Source organism: Magnetospirillum sulfuroxidans (genome assembly GCF_018224925.1).
Lineage (GTDB): Bacteria > Pseudomonadota > Alphaproteobacteria > Rhodospirillales > Magnetospirillaceae > Magnetospirillum > Magnetospirillum sulfuroxidans.
In genome coordinates, this window is the sequence record NZ_JAGTUF010000004.1 from 22,972 (window position 1) to 40,138 (window position 17,167).

General features: G+C 61.8%; 9 protein-coding genes. 7 read left to right on the forward strand and 2 right to left on the reverse strand.

All coding sequences use genetic code 11. The annotated features are described in order from the left end of the window. The first annotated feature begins 70 nt into the window (after positions 1-70). A complete protein-coding gene (locus KEC16_RS06280; protein WP_211546969.1) occupies positions 71-1,825 on the forward strand; it encodes a fused response regulator/phosphatase in 1,755 nt (584 codons plus the stop codon). Positions 1,826-1,847: 22 nt separating this feature from the next. On the opposite strand, the gene KEC16_RS06285 is transcribed toward KEC16_RS06280, so the two are convergent. Both KEC16_RS06285 and KEC16_RS06290 read right to left on the reverse strand, forming a co-directional pair. Next, positions 1,848-3,173, reverse strand: coding sequence for a methyl-accepting chemotaxis protein (locus KEC16_RS06285; protein WP_346344042.1), 1,326 nt, complete (start codon positions 3,171-3,173; stop codon positions 1,848-1,850). Between the two features lie 143 nt (positions 3,174-3,316). Continuing rightward, positions 3,317-12,289: a M10 family metallopeptidase C-terminal domain-containing protein gene (locus KEC16_RS06290; RefSeq protein ID WP_211546971.1), complete on the reverse strand. Its 8,973-nt coding sequence runs from the start codon at positions 12,287-12,289 to the stop codon at positions 3,317-3,319. Positions 12,290-12,585: 296 nt separating this feature from the next. Here KEC16_RS06290 and soxX point away from each other — a divergent pair, with 296 nt between their 5' ends. The 6 genes from soxX to KEC16_RS06320 are packed head-to-tail and all read left to right on the forward strand — an operon-like array spanning position 12,586 to position 17,167. Beyond that, positions 12,586-13,038, forward strand: a complete 453-nt coding sequence (gene soxX, locus KEC16_RS06295; protein ID WP_211546973.1) for a sulfur oxidation c-type cytochrome SoxX — start codon at positions 12,586-12,588, stop codon at positions 13,036-13,038. A gap of 34 nt (positions 13,039-13,072) precedes the next feature. Beyond that, positions 13,073-13,522: a thiosulfate oxidation carrier protein SoxY gene (soxY, locus tag KEC16_RS06300; RefSeq protein ID WP_211546975.1), complete on the forward strand. Its 450-nt coding sequence runs from the start codon at positions 13,073-13,075 to the stop codon at positions 13,520-13,522. A gap of 25 nt (positions 13,523-13,547) precedes the next feature. Next, the gene (gene soxZ, locus KEC16_RS06305; protein ID WP_211546977.1) at positions 13,548-13,868 is read left to right on the forward strand and encodes a thiosulfate oxidation carrier complex protein SoxZ; all 321 of its coding nucleotides are present in this window, start codon (positions 13,548-13,550) and stop codon (positions 13,866-13,868) included. Between the two features lie 25 nt (positions 13,869-13,893). Further along, on the forward strand, positions 13,894-14,712 hold the full coding sequence (soxA, locus tag KEC16_RS06310; RefSeq protein WP_211546979.1) for a sulfur oxidation c-type cytochrome SoxA: 819 nt from the start codon (positions 13,894-13,896) through the stop codon (positions 14,710-14,712). Between the two features lie 47 nt (positions 14,713-14,759). After that, positions 14,760-16,445, forward strand: coding sequence for a thiosulfohydrolase SoxB (soxB, locus tag KEC16_RS06315; protein WP_211546981.1), 1,686 nt, complete (start codon positions 14,760-14,762; stop codon positions 16,443-16,445). Next, positions 16,442-17,167 (forward strand): cytochrome c biogenesis CcdA family protein, encoded by a 726-nt coding sequence (locus KEC16_RS06320; RefSeq protein WP_346344043.1) that lies wholly within the window; start codon positions 16,442-16,444, stop codon positions 17,165-17,167. The genes soxB and KEC16_RS06320 overlap by 4 nt, the downstream gene beginning before the upstream one ends.

The following is a 17,167-nucleotide window of genomic DNA, read 5'->3' on the forward strand; positions in this document are numbered from 1 at the left end:
GGGCAGAACTTTATCCGAATCCATAGGCCTATCGGAAACGGAAACAAGAAATCATTCCGATCATTCTATTTTGATCACCTCCGGCATTGACGGCGACGGATTGCGTCACGCCTTGCGCCCACCGCATCGTGGCGCCATCGAAGTCGGCGCCACCGATTGGCGGCAATCGGGCCAACGCTTTTTGCAGCATCTCCGCCAAGGGGGACTGGGCTTGGCGCTCCGCACCACCACCGCCTATGCCGAGGATGCCGCCTTCATCTTCAGCCAATCCCTGATCCCCCATTTACGCGACAGCGGCTTCGTCTGCCCGATTGATCTGGAATTGGTGGTGCACGAGGCGCTGGCCAACGCCATGATTCACGGCAACCTGGCGGTTGACGCCACCACCAGCGGCTCGGTCGAGGATATGCTGCGCTTTGGCGAAATGGTTGACGACGGCTTGGCCAATCCAGATCTGTGCGGACGCATGATCTGGTTGTCGGCCGCCATCAGCGGCGCCAGCCTGCAATTAGCCGTCGAGGATCAGGGCCAAGGCTTCCACGGACACCACAAAGTCCGTGATATCCGTCCCCACGGCCTGGACCTGATCGGCGACGCCGCCCTGGGCCAACGCCGCGAGAATGACGGCCGCACCCTGGTGCTGGACTTGCCGCTGGAACAACGGCACCTGCCACGGCAGGCATTCTCGGGCGCATCGATCTTGGTGGTCGATGACAATCCCTTCAATCGCCGCATGCTGGAAGCCTTGATTAAAACTGTCGGCGTCGGCCGCATCGACCTTGCCACCGATGGAATCGAAGGTTTGGCCGCCATTGCCGCCAACCAACCCGATCTGGTCTTGCTGGACGTGATGATGCCCAACATGGATGGGCTGGAAATGTGCAGGCGGCTGCGCGCCGACCATGCCTTATCCGACCTGCCGGTTCTGTTCATCACCGCGCTTGAGGATGCCAAAAGCCGCACCGCCTGCTTTGCCGCCGGCGGCAACGACGTTATCTCCAAACCCATCGACACCGACGAAGTGTTGGCCCGCGTCCGTGTGCACCTGCAAAACGCCCTGCTGATGGGCAAGCTCAATGCCTATCGCAATCGTGTGCGCGACGAATTGGAAAGCGCCCGCGCCGCCCAAGCCACCCTCATCCCCACCGACAGCCACTTGGCGGCCATCCGCAGCCGCACCGGCTTGTCCATTGAAGGGGTGGTGGAAAGCTCGTCCGAACTGGGCGGCGATTTCTGGACCCTGTTCGACGCCGGCCCGCGCCGGTTGGGAATTCTGGCCGCCGATTTTTCCGGCCATGGCCTCGCCGCCGCTTTCAACGTCTTTCGTCTGCATGTGCTGCTCAGCCGATTGCCGCGCCGGCCGCCTGGCCCGGCGGCGATGATGGCGCAGTTGAACCAAGAGCTTAAACTGTTGCTCAAGCCGGGTGAATTTGCCGCCTTGTTCATCGGCCTGATCGACCTGGATGAAGAAACCCTGACCTATAGCGGCGCCGCCACCCCGGCCCCGGTTCTGATCGTCGATGGGCGTCCGCGCTTTCTCGACGTCGCCGGCCCGCCGCTGGGGGCCTTTGCCGATGCCGAATACGACGAAAGCACCGTGGTTTTTCCCGCCAACGCCTCGCTGCTGGTCTATAGCGACGCCCTGATCGAAAGCGAAATCGACGGACGGCAAATCTGCGATGACGAGACCTTGCTGCGGTGGACCGCCGACGCAGCCCCCATCGATCACCTGATCACCTTTATCCTCAACCGCTTTCACGCCCGCATTCCGGGGGAGCCCCCGGACGATCTGACATTGCTGCATGTCCGCCGACTCGCGCAATGATCACGCGCCGACTCGCGCATGATCAGGCGAAAGCGGCGGCCAGTTCATCCAGCAGGTTCTGGACTTCCTGCGAGGGTTCCTCGATCGAGGCGACCGCAGCCACGGCAGCGTCGAAATCGCCATCCCGAAACAGCTTGGCGGCGTGGATCCCTTGATGGTGCACCCGCTCATGCGGCTTTTCCAGGGCGATAAAAGCAGGATGCTTGCGGATTTCCTGGTCGGTGATGGCGTCGTACCACTTGCCCAGACGGCAGGTGTGGTGATTGGCCAGCTCGTCCGGGTTCAGACTGGTCCGCCCCGCCAGCATTTCCGCCAGACGCCGCCGCCAGACCATGTGGTCCGACTTGGCCAGCAAGATGACGGCGTTGTGCATTTCCACCTTCGCCACTTCGCTCAGCATCTCGGACAAGGTATTGCTCGCCTGGGACGAGATTTCGATGACCTTGTCGATAGCGTTGGTATCGTCGACCGAACGGGCGGCGGCGGCTTCCAGGTTATTGGCGATTTCCTGGGCGGCGACACGCTGTTGGCTCAGATGCTCGGCGATTTCCTGCATCAAGGTGGTCACATCCTGAATTTCGGTGCTGACCAAGCGCATTTTATCGACCGAGGCCAAAACCACCATTTCGCCCTGACGCACCACTTCCGCCCCACGGGTCATCCCGTGCAAAATATTGCCGGTTTCCTGGGTCAGCGTGTCGATCCTGGCGCGGATGTCGTGGGTCGCCTGGGCGGTCTGGTTGGCGAGGTTCTTGACCTCGTTGGCGACAACGGCGAAGCCTTTGCCGGCATTGCCGGCACGGGCCGCCTCGATGGTGGCGTTAAGGGCCAAGATGTTGGTTTGCCGGGCGATCTGTTCGATCTGCTTGACGATGGCGCCGATGCTGGACGAAGCGTCGGACAAATGACCGACATGATCGGCGGTCTGTTCCACCGTATCGACAATGGTGCGCATGGTGGTGACCACCGCCTCAGTGCTGCGCGCCCCGTCATTGGACAGCTCGCGCACCGAATCGGCGTTGGCGGCGGCCAGTTCCGAGGTCCGGCTGATCGCCTGGACGGTGGAAACCATTTCTTCGGTGGCCGAAGAAATCGATGCCATCCGCCGGCTCATTTCGCGGATCGACCGCAGGGTCTGCACCGCCTGGGTCACCGTGCCGTTCAGATAGACGGACATGTCAACCGATCGGTTCAGCAACCCCTTGGAGCGGCTTTCCAACCCATCCGCCAAGTGCCGCAGCTTATCGGCCAAAGGTCCGGTCCCATCTGGCAAGGACAGATAGCCGCCTTCCATCATGCGGTCGATCATGGCTTCAAGGCTGGCGATATCAACACCGGGTTCCGACACGTCATACCCCTCCAAAGGCTACGGCTATTGCGAATTCTCACAATAAACCGCGCCGTCGGGAAGGAAAAAGCGAAACCAGGAAAAAGAAAGCGGTGAAATGCCCGCCGTCATTCTGAAAATGCGCACATTTCGCATCTCAATGGTCAGGCAACCTTTTCAAAATCGCTTGATTGGACGGACGTACTATCGACATTGGTCAAATTCGCCAATTGATAGCTATTGGTCTGACTGGCGGCGGAGACGTCATCCGTGTACCACACTTGCGAATCGCTGCCGGAACCGATGACGATGATACCGGCGCCGGCGGAATCATCGCTGGAATAATCCCCCCCAACCGAAACATCCATCTCCATCGTGCTTTCCCAGAACTGCGAGGCCGACAACGAGCCGGTTCCCCCCAGATCGAAGAAATCGACATCCAGGCCGATCTTATCGACCCCCGTGGTGAAATCGGTAATGGTGTCGGTGCCCATGCCGGCGACATCAACCACCGCCCCCGAACCGCTGAACAAGAAGACATCGGCGCCGCCATTACCGGTCAGTTCGTCGTTGCCGCCACTGCCGCCGATGGTTTCAGCCATGTTGGAGCCAAGGATGATGTCGTCGCTTTCCGACCCGCCGACGAACAGGCTGTCACCGCTATCCCAATTGACAAAGCTTATGCCGGAAACGTCGAACGACCCTGCCGCGATATCGATTTCCACCGATTGATTGCCGCCGGCACCGCTGATCTTTAGGCCCGTCAGCGCCCAATTCTCGGCACCGGCGAGAGTGATGGTTTCGAAGCCATGGATCGCGGCGCCATTCAACGTCGCGCCGAAAGCAACCACCAAGCCATCCGTACCGTCACCACCTTCCAAGGCGGCAGAGCCGGAGAGCGAGACATAGTCGCCAACGGTCAGGGTGTCGTTGCCCTCTCCCAGGTCAACCAGCATGGTCTGATCGGTAACGCTATTGCCCATGTTAACGGAATCATCGCCGCTCCCGCCCAGCACGGTGGTCGCATACTCGCCGACCATTGCGGTCGCCGTCAAAGCAGTGGTGGCGGCCGAGGCGTCGATGGTCAACGAGGTCAGATCGTGGAAATAGACATTTGACAGCGATTCCAACAGATCACCGCCGCCGCTGGCGTCAATGCTGAAATCGACGCTGTGATTGCTGTTCAAGCTATTGGCGCCGAAAACCATCGGAGCCCCTTCAGAGTGCTCTGCCGCCATGACAGCGGCGGCAAAGCTCTGGGCGCTGATGGAAACCGACGTGACATGGTCGGTGCCCGGCATCGCCCCCTGGAATTCGACGAACTCCACGCCGGTAAGGGTAACATCGTCCAGATTGATCGCGCCAGAACCGGCAATGATCAAGCTATCTTGCCCCTGGCCACCATCGACCACGGCCCCGACCATAGCGGCGCCCCGCAGATAGATGCGGTCAAAGCCGCTACCGGCATCAATCTGATCGGCGCCGCCATTGGCGACGATCAGATCGTTCCCCGCCAAAGAAGCGATGACATCAACGCCGGAGGTGCCGATGACATAATCGTCAAACTCGGTCTGTTCACTTTGCAGCGCGGCGAAATCCGACAGATTGGCAGCGGTCAGGTTGGCGACGGAAACACCGCTGAGCACCCCGATCAAGCTGAGTTCGCCGGTCGTGACCCGACCATCGGCGGGGGTTTGGCCTGCGGAAATATCCGACCATTGCCACACAGCGGTGGCGGTGCCGTCGGACACCAGGAAAACGCCTTGGGAACCTTGGTGAAAGCCACTGAGGGTATTGATCTTGCCGGCGACCACACTGGCGACCAGATGCTCGCCGCTGGTGGTCAGGCTGTCCATGGCCACAACGCTGGTGGCGGAACCAACGACACCGCCATCGGCCAGATGTTGGAAATCGCGGCCACCGCCATCGATCAGGAAGGTCAAGATATCGGTATCGCCATTGGCGCCGAAATCGGTGACGCTATCGGTCCCCTCGCCGTTCAAGGCGAAGGTGTCATTGCCGGTACCGCCGGTCAGGATGTCGTCGCCAACACCGCCATCCAGCATGTCGTCGCCGGCCCCGCCATCCAGCATGTCGTCGCCGGCCAAACCGGCGATATTGTCGTCGCCGCTGGTGCCGATCAGCACATCATCGCCATTGCTGGCGACCACGGCTGAACTGGTGAAAACGCTTGTGCCATCGAATATCGGGGCCGAGGTGACGCCGGTCAGCTTGACCAGGGCGGTATCAAAGCTGCTGCTTCCGCTCCCGCTCCCCTGGGCATACAGATAGCCATCGCCATTATAGACGAAGAAACCGATCGTATTGGGATTGATGGACAACAGGCTGGCGGCCTGGCTGACCGCCGCCGCCAAATCGGCCGGAGCCGACAAAGCCAAATTGGAATTATAGGTGTAACCAGCCGCCTGAGCAAAAACGATCCGGTCGTTGCCAGTGCCGAAATCGGTGATGGTGTCATGGCCATCGCTAAGGTTGGACTGATAAAAATTAGCGATCAGGAAAGTATCGCCGCCGCCACCGCCGGTCAGCACATCGGCCCCGTGATAGCCATTCAGGGTTTCGGCCGCGTCGCCGCCGCTTATCGTATCGTCATGGGCCGAGCCGGTGACCGCCTCGATGCTGACAAGGGTGTCAGTCCCTTCGCCCGTGGCGATGCCGGCCAACAAATCAACCGTAACCGCCGCCGACGACGCGGTATAAAGCAAGCTGTCTTCGCCGTCGCCACCGTTGATATAATCATCGCCGCCACTGCCGCCGAAGGTGTCCCGACCATCATCGCCATACAGGCTGTCGGCGCCGTTTCCGCCATAGATGTGATCGTCGCCGCCGCCGCCCCTGACGATAACGTCATCATCCGAGCCCTGCACGGTGTCGTCATAGGCTGAGCCGGTGATGGCTTCGATGGCGCTGAACGTGGTGGTGCTACCACCCGAAATCGCCGTATGACTGATGAAATTGGCGTTGACGCTGGCCGAGGCGCCGGAATAATCCAGCGTATCAATCCCGTCGCCACCATCGACAACATCGGTGCCGGCACTGGCGATAATGGTGTCATTGCCGGCCAAGCTGGCAATATTATCGCTGCCGCTGCTTCCAGCCAGAATGTCATCGCCCTCGGTCGCATAGGGCACGGCGACCAAGGTATTGCCGCCGGAAAGCACCGGGGCCGAGGTAACGCCCGCCAGCTCAATCAAGGTGCCGTCATAGCTGACGCTGCCGCTGCCGGCTCCCTTGACATAGACGTAGCCGCTGCCATTCCAGGTGAAGAAAATAATCGAATTGGCCGCCATGGTGCCGGCAACATAACTGATGACGGCGGCCATGCTGGGGTCAGCGCCCACCTCGGACTCAATCGCGGCCTCGGCGGCGGCGGTATAACCGGCGGCGCCGTACAGATTGATGGTGTCCATGCCGTTGCCAAAATCGGTGATGGTGTCATAGGCATCGACGGTGGATTGGCCGTTTTGCTCGTAGATGAATTGATCGGCGCCACCGCGGCCGGTCAATTCATCGGCGCCGGCCTGACCGGACAGAGCGTTGTTTTGATCATTGCCGACGATGACATCGTCGAATTTCGAACCGAACACCTGTTCGACGTCGTAGATGTCGTCAACATCACCGAAGCCGTCATTGGAAACTGTTTCGAAGAAAAGATCGACGTGAACCCCAGCTTCGGTGTTCCAAAACGTGATCGTGTCCCAACCATCGCCGCCCCTGAAGGTGTCGTTGCCGCCGCCGGCCTCGAAGGTGTCGTTGCCGCTGGATCCAGAGAAACTGTCGCCAAAGGCGGAACCGACGAAATGGTGAATGCCGTGGGTGGTATCGATGCCCGACGCCCCGGTGACGATGCCCGTTCCGGCATCGTCCAGGCTGATATTGACTCCGAAGTACGGCCCAGCGGTATCGCTGTAATCCGCCACCGTGCGCCCGGTGCCGCCGTCATACAGCACGTCGTCGCCCAAGCCGCCATTCAAGGTGGAATAGCCGGTGGTAACCGCCGCCCCATACAGCACGTCGGCGCCGCCGGTCCCGGTGATGTCGACGATCCCCTGATAGGCCTGGGTCCAGGAATTACCCAACCCGTTATTCAAGGTGGCCGAGCCATCGCCGCTGGCGCTCAGCGCCCCGGTCATGACCAAGCCGCCGGCATCGCTGTTGAAATTGGTCAGAACGGTGTAATTGACGCCATCCCGGCCGTCGCCGGCAAAGGTATCCGCGCCGCCATCGCCGAAGAATTCGTCTTGGCCGCCGCCGCCGGTCAACACTTCGCCGCCAGTGGTGCCGATGATCATTTCGTCCAGCGCCGTCCCGGTCAGGCCGTTGGCGATGTATTCGTACATGTCGCCAGTGGATTTGGTGAGGAATCGTTCGACCGCATGACCGTTGAAATGGTCATTGATGACGATGGTGCCGCCGCCGGCTCCGGCGTCCAGATGCAGCACCAGATCGTCGCCGTCACGGGTCATACCGTCAAAGGCGTACTCATAGGCGGCGTTTTCCGACAGCACCCGCACATCGATGGTATCCATCCCACCTGTGTCGGAGATCTTGATCATGCCCTCGAACGGCTTGCCCGACTGGCTATCGGCAACCAGTTTATAGATGTCGTCGCCGGTGCCACCCGTGGCCTGATCACCACTGCCGATGTTAAAAATGACGCTGCTGTCGTCGCCGACCAAAACATCGGCGGCACTGGATTGTCCGGCCAGTTCGATGTGATCGTCCGCCCCCCAATTGCTCGTGGTCAAACCGGCGCTGATGTCGCTGACATTGGTCAACACCACGGTCATCGCCGTATCGGCGCCGCTGATTTCCAGCCCGGCGGCTTGCGCCGCCGTCAGCGCCACCATCGTGACGGGACCGCCGCCCTTCAGCTTTTCAAAGCCGGACAAGGTCGCGCCGGACAGGTCGACCGCGCCCCAAGCCTCGATCGTGTCGGTCCCGCTGTTGCCTTGGATGGCCATGCCGGCCACATTGCTTTGCGCGTCCACCACCAAGGTGTCGTCGCCACCATTCAGGCGGACAATGTCCAAGCCATCGCCAACCAGCACTGAATTGGCCGTATCGCTGAAATCCAGATAGATGTCGCCATCATTGCCGATAGTGGCGGCGCCATCGGCAAAATAAAGGCTATAGCCCCCCATCAGGTTCTTGATGTCGGTGATGATATCGGAGCCGTCGAAACCGGCGGTCTCGGGATCGCGTTGGTCACTGACGATAATCACGCCATTTTCACTGAATTCGCCCGAGAACCGATAATGGGCGACATTGCCGTGAAAGCCGACATTACCGCCGGCTTCGGCGACAAACGACTCGTTGGTTTCGTCGGAAACGTTGTCAAGGGCAGCGCTGACCGAACCACTGCCGGTGATGTGCCCATTCAAGGAGGCCTGTTGATCCGGGGTCATGGAGGTATCGCCACTCAACACCAGATCGGTGACCACCGACAGATCAAGCCCGCTGATGTCGCCGGACACCCCGGTCACGGTCAGTTTGTGACCATCGACAGAGAATATCGCGCCGGCATCGATCAGCGCCTGGTACTGCGCCAATGTCATGGTGACGTCGCCGGTCACCTCGACCACATCAATCGCCCCCAGACGATTGCTGCTCACGCTCAAAGAGTCTGAGACGCTCAGAATCAGGTTATAGCCATTCCTGGTGATAAAGGGCTCGTGCGTGCTGATCTCGGCGTATTGCGCCTGCGTCAGCGTCACATCACCGGTGAAACTCAGCGCATTGACCACCTGCAAATCCGCGGCCGACAACGTCAGCGTCCCCGACACCTGGGTCAGGCCCATCCAATGGCCGTTCATGCTGACGCTGGCGCCGGCAGTCCGCAACCCGGCATACTGATCTTCGGTCATGGTGACCGCGCCGGTCGCGTTCAGGCTATCGACGCCGCTGAAATCGACGGCGGTGACATCGCCGATCACGCCGGTGACGGCCAAGGTGTTGTCGCCCTTGATGACGTTGGCACCCCAGCTGACGAACTGGCTCTGTGACAACGTGACGGCGCCAGTGACGATCAGCCGATCGGCCTGATCAAGCATCATGAACGAGACATCGCCGGAAACCTGGACATCCAGGTTGCCGCTGCCCTTGTTGACCGGCCAGGAGAACAAAGCCATGCGCTGGAGCTGGGCCGCGCTTAGGGTGACATGGGCGCCATCTTCCACATCGATCTGACGCACGACGCCAAAAACATCCGTTCCGTCCACCCCCCAACTGACCAGGGAATCACCATCACTCAGGCGAACGCCATAGGTCAGGGTGATGGAATTGGAGGTGGTGGTGATGGCGCGATAGGCGTTGAAATTGTCATAGCCATAGACGACCGTGGCGTCGCCGCCATCGTCCACCACGATGCTGGTGACGCCGCTAAAATCGTGGGCGTTGATGTCGCTGGTCCAACCGCGGACCCCAACTTGGGCGCCGCCGCTGACGATGAAGGTCAGGCCATCGACATCGGCCGGGGACAGATCGGTGACCGAGCCCGAGGTGATATGCAAGGAGGTGACACCCTGCGCCTGCAAGTAGGACAAATTCGCCCGGATGTTCTCGATATTATTAGGGTCGCCGGTCACCCCCGCACTGGACAGACCATCGAAATTCTGGTCAAGAAAATCATCCAACGCGGTCGGATTGCTCTGCGCCAGCGCGGCGGCTTGGCTGGCAAGATTGGTCAGCGAGGTCAGCTTGATGCCGCTGAGCCCAAGATCGCTCAGCGTGTCGGAAAGCGCCGTGGCGAAATCCACCGTCCCGCCGGCAGCGTTGTTCAGCACCGTGGCCAGGGCCGAAAACACCGAGCTTGACGTCTCGCCGCTGGAACCCAGGCCGGCGGTCATGACGCTGACCGCCGCCAACACCTTGGCCCCGGCCGCGCTCAGGGCGGTATTGCCGGTGGGGTCGGTGGATAGCGAGGTTCCGGCCGGCAGGCCCAGCGCTTCGACGATCTTGGCTTCGTTGGCGGCCAGGGTCTGGGCCGAGGGATTGGGCCCGGACAATTCACGCAGCAAGGTGGTCAACGGCGTCACCAGCCCGGATGTCCCATAGGCCTTGAGCACGATGGTCACCGACGCGCCGCTGGTGGTATCGGTGCCGCCGGGCAAGGTAACCAGGGAACCGCCGCTGCCCGGCACCGTCACGCTGCCATCGGCGTTGGGAATGGCGTATTGCTCGCCCGGATCGAAGAGACCATCGCTATCGGCATCGCGGAACTTGGTGCCGGCAGGCAGCGCGATGATGGTGCCGCCCGTCCCCGCCAGATTGACATAGCCGCTGGCATCGGTGCGGCCATAGGCTTCGCCGACATCGAACCGACCATCATTATTGGCGTCGCGAAAAACGAAAATACCGCTGACCGGGCCATCGACGATGCGGACGTTACCGACGACGGTCGGCGTCGGATCGGTGTTTCCGCCGGTTTCGGTCTCATTGCCAAGATCAGAGGAAACCCCCCCGGTCCCGGTATTTGAAGACCCGGTCCCAGGGGTGACGCCAATAGCGCCGGTCCCGGCCCCCGTACTGCCGCCGTTAATGACGGTGTCGACGATATCGCCGCCGCCGCTCGCCGCATTGCCCACCACTTGCTTGGCGTCATTGGCAGAACTGGTCCCGCCGTTGCTTCCCGCGGCGTTGCCGGCGCCCCCGACCAACTCGGTCGCGGTTGAATTGCCGCCGGTCGCCGCCGCCGAATTCTGCTGAATGACCTCGGCGATGGTGGTGCTCGGAGGGGTGATCCCGGTCGTGCTGGGAATCACCGGGCCGGGTGTATAGCGCGAAAAGCCGTCGTCGCCCGTGCCGCCAGGATTAGCGTTTCCACCGGGATTGCCATCGCCAGTCGGCGCGGCATTACCGCCCGTGCCCGTGCCGGTTCCAGTCGTGCCGGTTCCAGTCGTGCCGGTTCCAGTCGCTCCGGTCCCTGCCTGTTCCGTTGCTCCTGCCGCCCCCGCCGCTTCACCACCGCTGACGGCGCCGTTTTGGCTGCCCGCATTTTGCTCGGTCGGAGCACCCGGCTCGGCCGCGCCCCCCTGAGGCGTTGTGTCCGGCGCGGTTGTCGGCGCCGGCGGCATCACCTGGGTTCCACCGGGAGAATCCACCTGGATGGTGGCGCCCGCTTCCGGGCGCTGCTGAATCTGTTCGGTCGGCGCCGGCTGATTTTGACCGGGGACGGTATTCCATTCCAGGGTGCTGGTGGTCGGCGGCACCGGCAGGCTGCCGACCGCGTCACCGAACGTATTGGCGATGACGCTGGGCTCGACCACCACCGGCGGCGCGAACGGCGCGAATGACGATTGCACCGACAGCATGGTGTTGGGCTGGCTGAGCACCTGCATACCAGACGCATTGGAAACGGTGATCTGCCCCGACCCGCCACCGGGATCGCCGACCAAGGCAACGCTGGTCTCGCCATTGTCGCCGACTTGGCCGGCGACGGTGGTGCCGCGGACGCCGATGGTCATCACCGGGGTCCGCACCTGCATGGCGTCGGGACCGGAATGGGCGATCTGGCCGGAAACGAAGCTGAAATTGCCCTTCAGCACCGACATGCTGGCGTGGCCATCCTTGGCCGCCGGATCATAGACCAGTTCGTCCATGACCATGCGCCCAGAGGAACCAAGCGAGAAAGTCGAGCGGTCAGCCAGCACGATACCAACGGCGCCGCTGGGCGGGGTGATGATTTCATCCCCCTGATAGATTGGGCTGCCCTGTTGCAAAGTCTCGGTGGTGCCGTCGGCGTGACGCACCGTCACCGTGCCGGAAAGCTTATCGACCACGCCGATCTGAACCAAATCGGAACCGCCGCCACCGGCCTGAGCGAATTGTCCGGGGGCCAGCGGCCCGGCCAACCGCGCCACCAGATCCGCCGGCAACATTTGACCGTCGATGGTGGACAGGGCCGGCGAACCGCCGCCGCCAAAAAAGTCGGGCAGAACGATGTGCCGGCCGTCGGGCAGAACAATTTCCAGATCACCGCCATGGCGGATGAACTGCGCATCGCCAAGGTTCAAGCCGGCCGGCAGCGTCACCACCTGCGCCCCAGCGGGAACAGCGATGGCAACGGCATCGGGCTCATGCGCGGCACTGGCCCCGGTGGTGGTGGAAATGCTCATGGTGTCCTGCCCCTAACGTCCCAATCCATCAAGCCCGCAAACGGCTTTTCGGATGATCGCATTATGCCAAACTCGAAAGCCCGATACCATCCGGTTGACGCCCGATCCCCCCTAATGGCGGATTTCCTGCCCGCCGGCCATGCTGCACCCGCACAATATTACACACCGCACCCGCACAATAGAATCAGTATTGATTTATATATGAATGTCGTGAACTATGCATATAAAGGACCGGCTAGACTAATTCCGGCCAAAGTTAAAGAATGCAAGGCCCACATGGCCACACGGGAGGTCTTATGTTTAAACCCATCTCCTGGGGTATCGCTTCGGCGGCCCTGGCGGTGATCCTGGCTGTCCATGCCCAGGCTGCATCGCCAAAGAAGCCCCCGGAACGGGGCTATTTCGACGTTTCGCGCATGGCCCCGCTGACCGATCAGCCCGGCGACCCCGTCAATGGGCGCGTGATCGCGGCAGGCAAGGGATTATGTCTGTCGTGCCACGTCATGCCGATCCCCGAGCAAGCCGATCACGGCGATGTCGGGCCGGAACTGGCCGGGGTGGGCTCGCGGTTGCAACCGCCCGAGCTGCGCCTCCGCATCGCTGATCCCAAGGTGCTTAATCCCGACACGCCGATGCCGTCCTTCTACAAAAAGGACCTTAACCGGGTGGCGAAGAAGTGGCAGGGCCAAAGCATCTTGACCGCGCAAGAGGTCGAGGACGTGGTCGCCTATCTCGGCACCTTGAAATAGCTCATACATAACGCCCATTCAGGAGATTTCAGGCATGTCCCAACTGAACCGCCGCACCGTGCTGGCCGGAATCGGCGCCGGCGCCGCCGCCATGGCGGTGGCGCCCCAGCTGGCCCTGGCCGACAAGGCCGCCGCCGATGACATGATTTCCAAGCTGATCAACGGCGCCAAGCCGCAGGACGGCAAGGTCCGCATCAAGCTGCCGCAGATCGCCGAGAACGGCAACACCGTTCCTTTCACCGTCACCGTCGACAGCCCGATGACCGAAGCCAGCTACGTCAAGGCCATCCATGTGGTCGCCGACGGCAATCCGGCGCCGGGCGTCGCCAGCTTTTATTTCACCCCCACCGGCAAGGCCGAGGTGTCCATGCGCATGCGCTTGGGCAAGACCCAGGACGTCCGCGCCGTGGCGCTGATGTCGGACGGCTCCGCCTGGCAGGTGTCGCAGGAAATCAAGGTCACCATCGGCGGCTGCGGCGGCTGAAAAGCATTTTCAGGAGAACACGACAATGCCCACTCCCCGCGTCAAGATGCCGGCCACCGCCGCCAAGGGCGAGATTTTCGAGGTCAAGACCACCATCGACCACGACATGGAATCCGGTCAGCGCAAGGACAAGGATGGCAAGCCGATCCCGCGCAAGATCATCAACAAGTTCACCGTCACCTATAACGGCAAACAGGTGTTCTGGTCGGAATGGGCTTCGGCCGTGTCCGCCAACCCCTATTGCTCGTTCTTCCTGACGGCCACCGAAAGCGGCACCGTCGAAATGCAATGGCACGACGATGACGGCCAGGTCTATGCGACGAGCCAGAAGATCACGGTGGCGTGACGCCGCAGCCTAAGGAGGAATGCCCATGAGGAAAACCTTGATGGCGGCAACCCTGGCGGCCGTGGCCGCCGGACTGGCCGTACAAGCCCAAGCGGACCCGCCGTTCGATCCCAAGGATCCCAAGATGGCGCCTTTTATCGCTGGCGCCAAACGTTCGGGCTATACCTTCGCCGAACCGGAAACGCGGGCGATGCAGGACGACGACTTCACCAATCCCGGCTTCTTGTGGGTCGAGGATGGCAAGAAGATGTGGTCCAAGGCCGAAGGCAAGGCCGGCAAAGCCTGTCAGGATTGCCATGGCGACGCCGAAAAAAGCATGAAGGGCGTGGGCACGGTCTATCCGCGCTTTGACCCGCATGCGGGCATGCTGCTGACCTTGGAACAAAAGATCAATCAGTGCCGCACCGAACGCATGGGCGCGGCGGAATTCAAATTCGATTCCAAGCCCTATAACGCCATCGCCACCTATGTAAAGCATCAGTCATTCGGCATGCCCATCGCGGTGCAGACCGATGGGCCGGTGGCGCCCTATTTCGACATGGGCCGGCGGCTTTACTACGAGCGTCGGGGCATGAGCGATATTGCCTGCAAGCATTGCCACGAGGATTTGGCCGGCATGCACATGCGCACGGAATTGCTGAGCCAGGGCATGCCCAACGGCTTCCCGCAATACCGGCTGAAATGGCAAACCCTGGGCAGCGCGCAAAAACGCATCCGGGGCTGTTTCGACGAAGTCCGGGCCGAGCCCTATCCGGTGGATTCCCTGGAAAACACCGTCCTGGAACTGTACGCCACCTGGCGCGCCAACGGTCTTCGGGTCGAAAGCCCGGCCGTGCGCAAATAGCCGCGCGGGGGAGAGGCGGCGCCTCTCCCCCGCTTAGGGGACCGATCATGCTGACCCGCCGCGATTTTCTGCAGGTGGCCGCCGCCGCCTCTGTTGTAATGTCCGGAGCCTCGCTGGCCCGCGCCAGCGCCCGCCAATCCATCACCCAGGAGACCTTGCTGGCGATGAAGCCTGTCGGGCAAGTGACGCTGCTGAACTTCACCGACATCCATGCCCAATTGATGCCGCTGTATTTCCGCGAACCCTCGGTCAATCTGGGGGTGGGCGCCGCGCATGGTCTGGTCCCGCATCTGTCGGGCAAGGCCTTCCTCAACGCCTATGGAATAAAGGCCGGAACCGCCGAAGCCTATGCCTTGACCCACGAGGATTTCGCCGCCCTGGCCAAGACCTATGGCCGCGTCGGCGGCCTGGACCGCATGGCCACCCTGGTCAAGGCCGTCCGCGCCGCCCGCCCCGACAACACCTTGCTGATCGATTGCGGCGACACCTGGCAGGGCAGCTATACCGCCTTGATGAACAAGGGCGAGGACATGGTCGAGGCCATGAACCTGTTGGGCGTCGACGTCATGGTGCCGCATTGGGAATTCACCTATGGCGAGGCCAGGGTCAAGGAGCTGATCGCCAAGCTGAAATTCCCGTTCCTGGCGCAAAACGTCAAGGACACCGAATGGGAGGAAGACGCCTTTCCCCATACCGCCACCTTCGAACGCGGCGGCGTCAAGATCGCGGTCATCGGTCAGGCCTTTCCCTACACCCCGGTCGCCAATCCCCGCTACATGATGCCGAAATGGAGTTTCGGCATCCGCGACGAGGACATGCAAAAACGCATCGACGACGCCCGCGCCAACGGCGCCGAACTGATCGTGGTGGCCAGCCATAACGGCTTTGACGTCGACCGCAAGATGGCCAGCCGGGTCAAGGGCATCGACGTGCTGTTGACCGGTCACACCCATGACGCCATTCCGGCGGTGGTCAAGGTCGGCGACACGCTGCTGGTGGCCTCGGGCTCGCACGGGAAGTTCCTGGCCCGCCTGGATCTCGAGGTGAAGAACAAAAAGGTGGTCAGCCATGCTTTCAAACTGATGCCGGTCTTTGCCGACGCCATCGCCGCCGATGCCGAGATGGCGGCGCTGATCGCCAAAATCCGCGCTCCGCATCAGGCGGTGCTGGGGCGCAAGCTGGCCCGCACCGAATCGCTGTTGTATCGGCGCGGCAATTTCAACGGCACTTTCGACGACCTGATCTGTCAGGCCTTGCTGGACGAACGCCAGGCGGAAATCTCGCTGTCGCCGGGGTTTCGCTGGGGTTCCAGCGTGCCGTCGGGGGCCGACATCACCCTGGAAGACGTCTATAACCAGACCGCCATCACCTATCCCAACGCCTATCGCTCGGACATGACCGGGCAATTGCTGAAAGACATCTTGGAGGATGTCGCCGACAATCTGTTCAACCCCGATCCCTATTACCAGCAGGGCGGCGACATGGTCCGCGTCGGCGGCATGGGCTATCGCATCGACATCGCCAAGCCCATGGGCAGCCGCATCAGCGACATGACCATGTTGAAAACCGGGGCGAAGATCGAGGCGGCGAAATCCTATGTGGTTTCCGGCTGGGCCAGCGTCAACGAAGGCACCCAAGGCCCGCCGGTATGGGATGTGGTCGCGGGCTGGTTGGAAAAACATCCGCGCGTCCGTTTCGACGGCAACCGGGCGGTCAAGGTGGTGGGCGCGTGAACGGCTTCGATGTCAGCTTCGCCGGCGCTTTCGGCGCCGGCGCCCTCAGCTTCCTGTCACCCTGCGTGCTGCCGCTGATTCCCGCCTATCTCTGCTTTCTTGGCGGCATCGGTCTGGACCAACTGACCGAGCGGCGTCAGCGCGGCGTGCTTGCCGCCGCCCTCGCCTTCGTCTTGGGCTTTTCCACCGTCTTCATCGCCATGGGCGCCAGCGCCTCGGCGCTGAACCGGTTGATCATGGACAATATGCGTTGGCTGTCGGTGGCGGCCGGATTGGTGATCATCGTTTTCGGCCTGCATTACATGGGGGTGCTGCGCATCGCCTTTTTGAATTTCGAAAAGCGCATGCATGTGCAGCAACGCCCGGCCGGGCTGATCGGCGCCTTTGTCTTGGGATTGGCCTTCGCCTTTGGCTGGACCCCTTGTGTCGGTCCAATCCTGGCCACCATCTTGATGCTGGCCGCCGGCGGCGACAGCATTTGGTATGGCACCGCGCTGCTGGCCGCTTACGCCGCCGGCCTGGGCCTGCCCTTCCTGATCGCCGCCGCCGCCGCCCGCCCGTTCATGAGCTTTCTCGCCCGCTTCCGCCGCCACATGCGCACCGTCGAGCTGACCATCGGCAGCCTGCTGGTCATTACCGGCCTGCTGATCTTGACCGGCAACATGAACACCGTCGGCAATTGGCTGATGCAGATGGTCCCGGCCTTCCAAAGCCTGGGGTGA